Genomic DNA, 11,304 nt, shown 5'->3' with positions numbered 1-11,304 from the left:
GGCCGGCGCCTCACCCCTTGAGTCCGCCGGCGAAGCCCTTGATGACGTAGCGCTGCAGCACCAGGAAGACGGCGATGACGGGCAGCGCCGCCAGTACCAGACCGGCGAAGACCAGGCCGTAGTCCGACACGTACTGACCGACGAAGGAGAAGATCCGCACCGGCACCGTCTCCTTCTCGGAGCCGCCGAGGTACAGCAGCGGCGTGAAGAAGTCGTTCCAGATGAACACCGCGTTGAGGATCACCACGGTGCCGGTGACGGGCCGCAGCAATGGGAAGACGACGCGGGTGAACGCCTGCAGCTGCGTACAGCCGTCGATCAGCGCCGCGTGCGCGTAGTCGCCCGGCAGTGCCCGGATGAAGCCGGTGTAGAGGAACACGGTGAAGGGCAGCTGGATGCCCGTGTAGAAGAGCACCATGCCCTGGTACGTGCCCAGCCAGCCGAGGTCGTCGATCAGCTTGTACAGCGGGATCATGCCCAGCTGGAACGGCAGCACGATGCCCAGCAGGAAGAGGATGTACACCGCGTAGCCGAGCCCCTGTGCCCGCCGGGCCAGGACGTAGGCGCAGGCCGAGCCGATCGCGATCAGCGCGACCAGGCTCAGCGCGGTGATCAGCGTGCTGTTCAGCAGCGCGGAGCCCAGCGACGCGGAGGACCAGGCGTGGGAGAAGTTCTCACCGGTGGGCGAGGTGGGTGGTGACAGCGGGGACTCGGCGACCTGGTCGGGGGTCTTGAGCGCCAGGGTCACCATGGCGTAGACGGGGAAGAGGAAGGCCACCCCGGCGCCGGCCATGACGAGTTCGAGCAGCCACCGCCCCATCGGAAGCTGTTTCACGCGACGACCTCCCGGGCGCGCAGATAGCGGATCTGAATCAGCGAGACCGCCGCCACGAAGAGCGCGAGCACGAGCGCGACCGCCGTCGAGTAGCCGAACTTGCCGAAGACGAACGCCTCCTTGTAGAGGACCGTCGACAGCGTCTCGCTCGAGGTGCCGGGACCGCCGTTGGTGGCCGCGAAGACCTGGTCGAACAGCTTGAGCCCGCCGATCGTCGACAGCATGACGTTGACGGTGAGGGCAGGCGCCAGCAGCGGCCACACGACGTAGCGGAAGCGCTGCACCCGCCCGGCGCCGTCGATCTTCGCCGCCTCCTCCAGCTCGGCGGGGATGCCTTCGAGGCCGGCCAGGAAGATGACCATCGAGTAGCCGGCGTACTGCCAGACGACCATGCCGGCCACGGACCACAGGGCCAGCGACGGATCGCCCAGCCAGTCCTGACGCAGCGAGCCGAGGCCGACCGCGCCGAGGATGCCGTTGAGCCCCGCCCCGGGATCCGGGTTGTAGATGTACTTCCACAGGAACGCCACCATCACGGGGCTGACCACCGCGGGGGCGAAGAAGACCACCCGCAGCACCGCGCGGGACCGGATCCTCGCGTGCACGCCGAGCGCGAGCAGCAGCCCGAGCCCGTTCTGCACGACGACGACGGCGACGGTGAGCAGCAGGGTGTTGCCGATCGAGTCCAGCGCCCGGTCGTCGTCGGCGAGGGTGCGGAAGTTCTCCAGTCCGGTGAACTCGAAGCCGCCCACGCCGGACCAGTCGGTGAACGCGTACATGACCCCGGCTGCGGCCGGGAACAGCACCACGAGCCCGTACAGCGCCACCGCCGGGACGGCCAGGAGCCAGGGCGGGGCGCTCGGATCGGCCCAGCGCCGCCGCCCCCGCCTCACGACTCCTTCCGGTACGCCTCGTCCATCCGGCCCAGCGCCCCCTTGACGTCCGTCTTCTTCGCCAGCAGATCCTGTACGGCGGCGAAGTGCACCGGCTGCACCTCGGCGTTGGGCCAGCGCTGGTCCATGAACGGCACCGCCCGGTCCGCGTCGATCTCCGGCAGGAAGCTCTCCAGCTCCGGGTCGATCTTCGAGCTCGCGTCGCGGCGCACGGGGATCGCCGCCACTGCCTCGCACCATTGGTTGATGTTCTCCTGCCTGCCCAGCCACTCCACGAAGGCCATGGCGTCCTTCGCGTTCTTGCTGCGGGCGCTCACCCCGAGGCCGACCACGACGCCGGCCGGGAGCCACAGCTCCTGCGGGTTGTCGCCGCCGGGGAAGGGGAACATCCCGATGTCGTCCGGGGTCTTGGAGCCCTCGCGGAAGGCGCCGAGCACGGCCGAGACCTGCACGGCCATGGCGGCCTTGCCGGTGGCGACCATCGAGACCTGCTGCTCGAACGTGGTGCCGTTGGGGTTGTCGTTGAAGTAGCCCTTGCCCAGCAGCTCGAGGTACATCTCCATCGCGTCGGCCCAGCCGGACTCCGCGAACGTGGCCTGGCCCGCGGCCATCTTGTCGTCGAACGCGGGGTCCTTGGCGTAGACCGTCGAGGGCACCAGCGCGTACGTGATCAGCTGGGTGACCCACGGGGTCTGCGCGCCCAGGGCGATCGGGGCGACGCCCCTGGCCTTGAGCCTGCCGCAGACCTCCAGCAGTTCGGCCCAGGTCTTCGGCGGTTCGACACCGGCGTCCGCGAAGACCTTCTTGTTGTAGACGGCGCCGATGACCGTGCTGCCGGCGGAGTAGAGGTACGTCTTCTTCTCGTACTGGAAGGCCGAGTTCAGCGCCGCGGGTATCTCCTTGCTCAGGCTCTGCCCGCTCAGGTCCGCCAGCAGCCCCGCCTTGGCCAGCTGCACCATCGCCATCGAGTTGCCGTTGCCCGGGTAGACCACGTGGACGTCCGGGGCGTTGCCGCCGGCCAGCTGGGTGCGGACCTGGGTCGTCACCTGGTCGGTGGGGGCGAAGGTGGTGCTGAACGCGGTCTTGTGCTGCTTGGTGTACGCGGCGGTCATCGCGTCGAGCGGCGCCTTCTGGTCCGCCACCCCCACCACCCGGAGCTTGCCGCTGCCCGAGCCGGACCCTGATCCGTTGCCGCAGGCGGTCAGTGCGCCGGGGAGGGCGGCTGCCGCTGCGAGGCCGCCGCCGATGCGCAGAAGGCCGCGGCGGCCGAAGGTACCCGTAGTCACGTGTCCCCACCATCTTTGGATGTGAAAAGTAACGTGCTCGTCTGTGACGCGGAGCGTAGAAGTGCCCGCGCGGCAGCGTCAAGGGTGCTGCAGGCATCACAAGTGCGCTGGAAACAGCAGGTCTTGTGTGAGCTGGGGCGGTGCGTGAAATTACCACGTGGGATGTGAAATGGGTGGACGCGTGGCGGCTGTCCCGGCGCCGGGCGGCCTGGAGACGCACCGAGGCCGCCCCGGCCGGGCCGGGACGGCCTCCATGCGTGTCGCGCGCGCCTCAGCCGGCGCGGCCGCCCACGTTGATCTCCGCGGCACCCGCGTAGGCGTTGCCCGCCTGGGAGTTGAGGCCCGTCAGGCGGACGTACCGGCCCCGCGTCGCACCGAACTCGACGTTCTGGGGGGTGAGCGCCTCGGTGAACGAACCGGTGGCCACCTGCTGCCAGCTGACGGCGTCGGCGGACACCTCGATCCGGTAGTCCTTGATCCTGCCGTTGCGGGCGTTCTGCCGCTGCGTGTACTGCAGGCCCGTGACGTCGTACTCCTTGCCCAGGTCAAGGGTGACGTGGTGGGGGAAGGCGGGGGCGCCGCCGTACCACTGGGTGTGCCAGATCGTGTTGAGGTCCCCGTCGACGGCGTTCGCCGCGGCACCGTTCTCGCCGACGGTCTCCTCGCTGTCGACCTCGTGCACGCGCAGCGTGGACTGGTCGATCAGATCCGGCAGCTGGCGCAACTCGGACGCGATCGACACCGTCGCACGCGCGGAGCGGTCGCCCTGGACCGCGCTGACCGTGTGCGTGCCCTCGAAGGTCGCGGCCGGGATGACGCCGTGGCGGGCGAACCTGCCGTCGGCGTCGGCGCGCACCGTGTAGAGCGTCTTGTCGTCGATGCGGATGTCGACGTAACCGGGTGCGAAACCGGTCAGCTTCAACGGGACCCACGTGCCGGCCCGCACGCTCTGCGGGACGTCGATCGTGGGGGCTGCCGAAGCCGCGCGGTCCTCGCCCTGGTCTTCGTGGTCCGCGTCGGTGACCCGGACGCGGACGGACACCGGGTCGCCCGTCGAGGGCGTGAGCACACAGGACGTGTCCTCGGTGAACGCCGCCTCCACGCCCGCGGTGTAGAGGCCCGCGGCGTGCAGGGCGTCGCGGGCCCGGTCCTGGGTGAACGTCACCGGCAGGACCCGGTCCCCGCACTGCGCGGTCGCGGTCAGGGGCTCGGTCAGCGCGCTGGACGAGGCGGGGTCGCCGTCCGTGGCCACGGTGTCCGGGACGAGCCGGGTGCCGTCCTCGGAGACCTTGGTGCCGGGGGCGGCGACGAGCCCCAGGGCGTGCCGGGTGGTGACGCCGCCCGGGGCGACCGTGTCGGTGCCGGCGACGCCGGTGGCCCAGCGTGCGCCGGGGCTCTCGTAGAAGTTGGTGCCCGCGACGGTGAGTCGCGTGCCCAGCCGCGCGAGCCGGGACGCGAAGTCCGCGACGTCCTTCTGCGCCTTGGGCGTCCATCCGGTCTCGAGGATCGCGGCCGCTCGGGGCAGGGTCAGGAACTCCGCCTGGTCGCTGCCGCGCACCGTCTCCGACCACAGCGGTCCCTCGACGCCGAGTACGCCCGGCTCGGGGATGCCACCCGACACCGTCGTCGTCGGGTCCCAGTTGTAGTAGCGCTGGAAGTCGCAGAGGCCGGAGCAGGCCCAGCTCAGGCCGATCGGGGTGTCCACGGTGTACTTCTGGTCCAGGTAGGAGCCGCCGGCGGCCGACACCACGGCCTTGCCCCCCTTGGCGACGAAGTCGCGCACCCAGTCACCGGAACCGACCCAGTACTGCACGACCGAGCCGTCCCAGAAGCCCGGCGCCTGGGACAGCCCGGCCTCGGCGTACTCCGTCCAGCCCATGATGCCGACGCCCGTCGCGGCCTTGACGCGGGGCACCGCGCGGGAGACGAAGTCGACATAGCGGGTGTGGCCCATCGCGTGGGACTCGTCGCCGCCGACGTGCACGTACGGGCCGCCGGTCATGTCGGCCAGCTGCTTGAAGACGTGCTCCACGAACGTGTACGTGAGGTCCAGCCGCTCGTCGAGGGCGGAATAGCCCACACTGGCGGTGCCGTTCCAGTCGACGACCCCCGTCCTGGGGTCGCGCGCGGGCAGCGACCGGTCGGTGTTCAGCTGCGGGATCGCGTGCAGGGCGGCGTTGGTGTGGCCGGGGATGTCGACCTCGGGGACGACGGTGACGAACCGGTCCCGGGCGTAGGCGACGATGTCGCGGTACTGCTCCTGCGTGTAGTAGCCGGTGCGGCCCAGCTCGTTGCGGTAGCCGCGCTGGTTCATCGCGGTGGCGCCGGACTCGCGCTGCAGCGCGGTGTAGTCGATGGGGTCGCCGGCGGCCTTGCCGTCGTTGGTGATCTCGATCCGCCAGCCCTGGTCGTCGGCGAGGTGCAGGTGCAGCACGCTCATCTTCAGCCGGGCCAGGGTGTCGATGTAGCGCTTGACGGCGTCGACGTCCTGGAAGGACCGGGCCACGTCGAGCATGACACCGCGGTACGAGAAGCGCGGGGCGTCCTCGATGTGCGTGGCGGGCACGGTCCAGTCGGTCACGACCGGGGTCCGCGACTCGGCCCAGGCGGGCAGCAGCTGGTACAGGCTCTGTACGCCGTTGAAGGCGCCGTGGGCGGTGTGCGCGGTGATCGACACGCCTTCCACGCCGACGTCGAGGACGTACGACTCCGGGGTGGCCGCCGCCCCGTCCACGGTGTACTCCGCTTCCGGGTCCACCGTGATGCGGATGGCGTTGGCTCCGCCGTGCTCGAACACCGGCACCCGGAACCCGGTCGCGTCACGCAACCGTCCCGCGAGCTGCGCGGCGACATCGGCCGCCGCGCCGTCCGCGACGACCGCGAGCGAGGGCCGCAGGACGAACGGTGCTTTCCCGGCATCCTGTTGGACCACGACCGGACGCGGGACGAGCGCGCTGTCCGCACCGGCGGACGCGGCCGCCGCACTGGGCTCGGCGACCGCTGAGGGTGCGCCGGCCAGACCAGCCAGGATCATGACAATCGCCGCGATCGACAGACGCGACGTACGGGGTCGGATGGACGCAGGACTTCTCTTCTTCCGCAACCGCACGAGGGCTCCCTAAGGGTCAGTCCGTCAGTGGCGCATGAATGTGCTTGAAGAGGCCGCAGGTATTGCAGATTTGAGCACCCTACTGTGACGGAGGGCGGCGATCCAGACCCTCGCCCGCCCCGCGGTTCAGCCGATGGCGATGCGCGGGTGGGCGCCGGGGCGGATCCACGCCATGATCTGGTCCATGGTGGCGCGGGGCACGGAGACGCAGCCGGCGGTGGCGCCGGAGCCGTTGACGTGGAGGAAGATGCCGGCGCCTCGGCCGGGCACGGCGGGCCAGCGGTTGAAGTTGATGACGAGGGCTTTGGCGTACTGGACGGGGTAGTTGATGAGGTGTTCGCTGCCGCGGTCTCCGGTCTCGGTGAGGGGGAAGTCGGCGCCGGCGGCGGTGTGCATGGAGTTGTAGTACTGGGATTCGGGGTCCTGGACCCACCAGTGGGTGTCGTTGACGCGGGTGTACGGCATGGCGGTGCCGCCGGACTCGATGCCGAAGCCCTCGGTGATCGTGTAGGTGCCGCCGGGGGTGGTGTAGGTGTTCTGCGTACGGGTGGCGCCGTCGACCACGCCGTTGGACCCGACTCGGCCGGCGGTGGTGGTGATCGCGGACTTCCAGCCGGCGCTGGTCTTGGCCCAGGCGGTGACGGTGGCGTAGGAGCCGGATGCCTTGACGGTGATGACCTGGGTGGCGTCGCCGAGGCTGACCGGTACGGGGAAGTCGGGCGCGTCGGGCCGGGCGGCGGAGGACGTCGTACCGCCGGGGGTGGCGGAGGCGCGGCGGGAGGCGCTCGCCTTGGGGGAGGCGGACGGGCTGCCCGAGGCGGACGCCGTGGCCGAGGCGGAGGGGGTGGCGCCGGGGCCGCTGGCGGAGGCGGCCACCGCCGGGTCGATCTCCACGCTGCGGGCCCGGTCCGCCCGGGCGTCACCGGTGTCCGCCGGCTTGGCGCAGCCTGCCGCGGGCAGGGTGAGCAGGGCGGCGGTCGCGGTGGCAGCCGTGATCAGCGGTCGGCGGTGCCGGGGTGCGGAGTACAACAGGGTGCCCTTCTGCGCGGATCGGGTCGGGCGCACGCCACAGCCTTGGGGCGTACACCGGTACTGGACGATGGTGCCGCACGGCGGTGGGGGAACGGCCGGAGCGCGGATGGGTCCACGCCGTTCGCACAGGGGCTCGTGTCTTATACACCCACCTCGCCGGTGATCACTAGAGGTGACGGGACGGACGCGCGGGGCAACTGCGGGCAGCCTCGGGCGAATTGCAGTGTCTGAAGTGACCTATGTCACAGGTGCGGTGCGTGGTCGACGGGATCGTGTTCGTCAGGGACGCCGCGCGGGCCTGAGCGGTCCCGGGGCGGGCAGTTCCACCGTGACGCGGATCCCGCCTTCCGGGCGCGGGGTGAGGGTGAGCGTTCCGTCGTGCGCCTGGGTGATGGTCTTGGCGATCGCCAGGCCGAGGCCGACGCCCGCGTGGTCGGTGCGGATGCGCTCCGTGCCGCGCTGGAACGGTTCGGTGAGGGTCGAGGCCAGCTCCGCGCCGATCTCCTCGCCGGTGTTCTCGACGGTGAGCACCGCGGTGTGGGCGCGGACGCCGGTACGGACCCACACCTCTCCCCGTCCGGGCAGGTTGTGGACGATCGCGTTGTGCACGAGGTTCGTGGTCAGCTGCAGCAGGAGCGCCGGCGAGCCGGTCGCGGGGGCGTAGTCCCCGGAGGTCTCGATGGCGACGCCGTGCTTCTCCGCGAGCGGGAGGAGCGTTTCGGTGGCCTCCTCCGCCAGAAGCGACAGGTCGACCGGTTCCCGGGTGAACGACCGCTGATCGGCGCGGCTGAGCAGGAGCAGCGCCTCGGTGAGGTCGATCGCCCGGGTGTTGACCGTGTGCAGGCGGGCGATGATCTCGTCGATGTCGCGGTTCGGGTCGGTGCGCGCCACATCGAGCAGCGCCTTGGAGATCGCCAGCGGGGTGCGCAGCTCGTGCGAGGCGTTGGATGCGAATCTCCGCTGTTCGGCGACGTGCGCTTCGAGCCGCTCGAGCATGCCGTCGAAGGCGTCGGCGAGTTCGCGGAACTCGTCCTGGGGGCCCGGTAGCTGGATTCTGTGGGCGAGTGATCCGGTCGAGGCCAGGCGGGTGGCGTCGGCGATCCGTGCCAGCGGGGCGAGCATGCGGCCGGCGAGGAGCCACCCTGTCAGGAGACCGAACACGAGCAGGAAGGCCAGTGTCACGGCTGCGGCCGAGGCGAAGTCACGCAGGAGGTAGGAGCGGATCAGCACGCCCCCGGGGACACTCGTGTAGGCGGGCAGGTGGCGCAGGACGAACACCCAGATCACCGCGAGCAGCAGGAAGCCGGTGACCATGATGACTCCGGCGTAGCTGAGCGTGAGCTTGAGGCGGACGCTCACCCCGGGGGCCCTATCCACGCCCGCCTCCGCCGGGCCCGGCGGCCGGCGGTGTGTGGATGCGGTAGCCGACACCCGGCACGGTGGCGATGATCCAGGGTTCGCCGAGGCGCTTGCGCAGCGCCGAGACCGTGATGCGCACGGCGTTGGTGAAGGGGTCGGCGTTCTCGTCCCACGCCCGCTCCAGCAGCTCCTCGGCGCTCACCACACCGCCCTCGGCGGCGACGAGGACGTCGAGTACGGCGAACTGCTTGCGGGTCAGCGCCACGAAGCGGCCGTCCCGGTAGACCTCGCGGCGGAACGGGTCCAGCCGCAGACCCGCGATCTCCCGCACCGGCGGCCTGCTGTGGGCACGCCTGCGGTCCAGCGCCCGGAGTCTGAGCACCAGCTCCCGCAGCTCGAACGGCTTGGTGAGGTAGTCGTCGGCGCCGAGGCCGAACCCGGACGCCTTGTCGTCGAGCCGGTCGGCCGCGGTGAGCATGAGGATCGGCATGCCGCTGCCGGAGGAGACGATGCGCCGGGCGACCTCGTCGCCGGACGGCCCGGGGATGTCGCGATCGAGCACGGCGATGTCGTAGGCGTTGACGCTCAGCAGTTCCAGCGCGCTGTCGCCGTCGCCCGCGAGGTCGGCGGCGATCGCCTCCAGCCGCAGACCGTCGCGGATGGCCTCCGCCATATAGGGCTCGTCCTCGACGATCAACACGCGCATACTCCCGATGCTACGAGCCGGTACATATCGCCGGCGTATGGAAAACCGCATACGTGCCGGCAACACCGCGCCGCCTTGACTGGCGGCATGACTCGACGCCCACGATCAGCACGAACGACGGTCCGCCGGACCCCGGCGCTCCTCGTCGTCGGCCTGATGGTCGCCACCGCCGTGATCTCAGCGGTGATCACGACGGCCCTCGGCCGATCGTCGCAGGACCCTTCGGCCTCCCCCTCCACGGCTCCGCCACCGCCGTCCTCGGCGGCGCCCTCGCCCTCGTCGGCCGGCCCGTCTCCCTCCAAGGCTGCGCGTCGTGAGCAGCCCGGCGGGCTCGGCGAGGCGGGCGGCGCCCTCCCCGACGGTGTGACGGTGTTCGACGACGGTTACCCTGCCGTGGCCAGGCTCGACGCCGATCTGCTGCGGGCCCTGCGCGCGGCGGCGACGGACGCCACCGCCGACGGCGTCCGGTTCTACGTCAACAGCGGCTGGCGCTCCCCGGAGTACCAGGACCAGTTGCTCCGCGAGGCCGTGGACAAGTACGGGTCGGAGGCCGAGGCCGCCCGCTGGGTGGCCACACCGGAGACGTCCCCGCACGTCGCGGGGGACGCGGTCGACGTCGGGCGCTCGAACGCCACGACGTGGCTGGCGGAGCACGGCGCCGCGTACGGGCTGTGCCAGATCTACCGGAACGAGCCCTGGCACTACGAACTGCGTGCCGACGCCGCCGATCGAGGGTGCCCGAGTATGTACACCGACCCTACCAAGGATCCGAGGATGCAGCAGTGACCAGTACGCTCGACAACGTCGGCCATGAGCGCGAACGGCCGACGGCGCAGGGGGACCCGGCGGAGCGCGGACAGGGGGACCCCGGCTCCGGTGGCCGGCTCGCGGGCCTGCGCCGGGTGATCCTCCGCGGCTGCCGCGCGGGCGTCACCTCTCTGTCGCGCTCTCTGTCCCGCCCGGGGCCCTGGAAGCGCGGCCCCGTGCTCGCGGCGCTGGCGCTCCTGCTCGGCCTCGTCCTGCTGCTGCACGCGCGGATCACGGACCGCGGGGGACTCGGCAGCCTGGTGGAGACCTTCCTGCCGTGGTTCGGCCTGTTCGTCCCGCCGCTGCTGGCCGCGGCGCTGTGGCGCCGCTCGGCCACGGCCGTGGTCGCGCTGCTGCTGCCGGTCACGGTGTGGCTGAACCTCTTCGGCGGGCTGCTCGGCGACAAGTCCCACTCCGGCGGCGACCTCACCGTGGTCAGCCACAACGTCGGCGCCGCCAACTCCGACCCGGCAGGCACCGCCCGCGACCTCGCCGCCTCCGGGGCGGACGTGCTGGCCCTGGAGGAGCTGACCGAGCAGGCCGCGGGCACGTACGAGAAGGAACTGGCGGCCACGTACCCGTACCACGCGGTGCGGGGCACGGTCGGGCTGTGGAGCAGGCTCCCGATGTCGGACGTCCGGACGGTCGATGTCCTGCGCGGCATGGTCGGGCCGCTGGCCCACACCCGGCAGGCCCGGGAGATCACGCCGGACCCGCCCCGCGCGCTGCGCGCCACGGTGGCCACGGACCGGGGGCCGCTCGCGGTGTACGTGGCGCACCTGGGTTCCGTACGGGTGATGCCCAGGGGCGGCTTCTGGACGGACTCGCGCGACGCCGGCGCGGAGAAGCTCGCCGAGGCCGTCGCCGCAGAGAAGAACGAGCGGGTCGTGCTGCTCGGCGACCTGAACGGCACCACCGACGACCGCGCCCTGGCCGGTCTCACCTCGCGGCTGCGCTCGGCCCAGGACGCGGCCGGGGACGGCTTCGGCTTCAGCTGGCCGGCGGCGTTCCCGGTGGCGCGGATCGACCAGATCCTGGTGCGGGGCGTCACGCCGGAGAGCTCGTGGGTGCTGCCCGCCACCGACAGCGACCATCTGCCGGTGGCGGCCGGGATCAGCTGGTGAGCAACGGGCGCGCCGATGACATCCGTCATCGCACGAAGGTGACAACCAGATCTTGACCATGTGATCACGCCGTAAATAGCCTGCTCTGCAAGTGAATTGCCTGCTCTGCAGGTGAAGGGGAAGCGGGGGAGCGGCGTGAGGCGATGGACTGGA

General features: G+C 71.2%; 9 protein-coding genes. 2 read left to right on the top strand and 7 right to left on the bottom strand.

Going from position 1 to position 11,304, the window contains the following annotated elements:
* Positions 1-10: 10 nt before the first annotated feature.
* The 7 genes from AB0M28_RS16615 to AB0M28_RS16585 form a co-directional block, all read right to left on the bottom strand.
* Positions 11-835, bottom strand: a complete 825-nt coding sequence (locus AB0M28_RS16615) for a carbohydrate ABC transporter permease (protein WP_365404415.1) — start codon at positions 833-835, stop codon at positions 11-13.
* Positions 832-1,728, bottom strand: a complete 897-nt coding sequence (locus tag AB0M28_RS16610; protein WP_365404412.1) for a sugar ABC transporter permease — start codon at positions 1,726-1,728, stop codon at positions 832-834. The genes AB0M28_RS16615 and AB0M28_RS16610 overlap by 4 nt, the downstream gene beginning before the upstream one ends.
* The gene (locus AB0M28_RS16605; protein WP_365404409.1) at positions 1,725-3,014 is read right to left on the bottom strand and encodes an extracellular solute-binding protein; all 1,290 of its coding nucleotides are present in this window, start codon (positions 3,012-3,014) and stop codon (positions 1,725-1,727) included. The genes AB0M28_RS16610 and AB0M28_RS16605 overlap by 4 nt, the downstream gene beginning before the upstream one ends.
* Before the next feature lie 271 nt (positions 3,015-3,285).
* Positions 3,286-6,048, bottom strand: a complete 2,763-nt coding sequence (locus tag AB0M28_RS16600; RefSeq protein WP_365404406.1) for a family 20 glycosylhydrolase — start codon at positions 6,046-6,048, stop codon at positions 3,286-3,288.
* A gap of 201 nt (positions 6,049-6,249) precedes the next feature.
* On the bottom strand, positions 6,250-7,188 hold the full coding sequence (locus tag AB0M28_RS16595; protein WP_365404403.1) for a L,D-transpeptidase family protein: 939 nt from the start codon (positions 7,186-7,188) through the stop codon (positions 6,250-6,252).
* 246 nt (positions 7,189-7,434) lie between these two features.
* Complete coding sequence (locus AB0M28_RS16590) at positions 7,435-8,532, bottom strand: HAMP domain-containing sensor histidine kinase (protein WP_365404400.1); 1,098 nt, start codon at positions 8,530-8,532, stop codon at positions 7,435-7,437.
* On the bottom strand, positions 8,525-9,220 hold the full coding sequence (locus tag AB0M28_RS16585; protein WP_365404397.1) for a response regulator transcription factor: 696 nt from the start codon (positions 9,218-9,220) through the stop codon (positions 8,525-8,527). Before AB0M28_RS16585 ends, AB0M28_RS16590 begins: the two co-directional genes overlap by 8 nt.
* A gap of 87 nt (positions 9,221-9,307) precedes the next feature.
* Here AB0M28_RS16585 and AB0M28_RS16580 point away from each other — a divergent pair, with 87 nt between their 5' ends.
* Both AB0M28_RS16580 and AB0M28_RS16575 read left to right on the top strand, forming a co-directional pair.
* Complete coding sequence (locus AB0M28_RS16580) at positions 9,308-10,006, top strand: M15 family metallopeptidase (RefSeq protein WP_365404394.1); 699 nt, start codon at positions 9,308-9,310, stop codon at positions 10,004-10,006.
* A gap of 119 nt (positions 10,007-10,125) precedes the next feature.
* Entirely contained in the window at positions 10,126-11,151 is a 1,026-nt protein-coding gene (locus tag AB0M28_RS16575) for an endonuclease/exonuclease/phosphatase family protein (protein ID WP_365404528.1), read from the top strand.
* The last annotated feature ends 153 nt before the right edge of the window (positions 11,152-11,304 follow it).

It is taken from the genome of Streptomyces sp. NPDC051940, from assembly GCF_040680895.1.
In the GTDB taxonomy this organism is placed as follows: domain Bacteria; phylum Actinomycetota; class Actinomycetes; order Streptomycetales; family Streptomycetaceae; genus Streptomyces.
This window is presented reverse-complemented; position numbering and strand designations above follow the sequence as displayed.

Excerpts from the sequence above, each read along its gene's own strand:
- AB0M28_RS16580 (WP_365404394.1), top strand. The coding sequence starts at position 9,308 with ATGACTCGACGCCCACGATCAGCACGAACGACGGTCCGCCGGACCCCG.
- AB0M28_RS16600 (WP_365404406.1), bottom strand. The coding sequence starts at position 6,048 with ATGATCCTGGCTGGTCTGGCCGGCGCACCCTCAGCGGTCGCCGAGCCC.
- AB0M28_RS16585 (WP_365404397.1), bottom strand. The coding sequence starts at position 9,220 with ATGCGCGTGTTGATCGTCGAGGACGAGCCCTATATGGCGGAGGCCATC.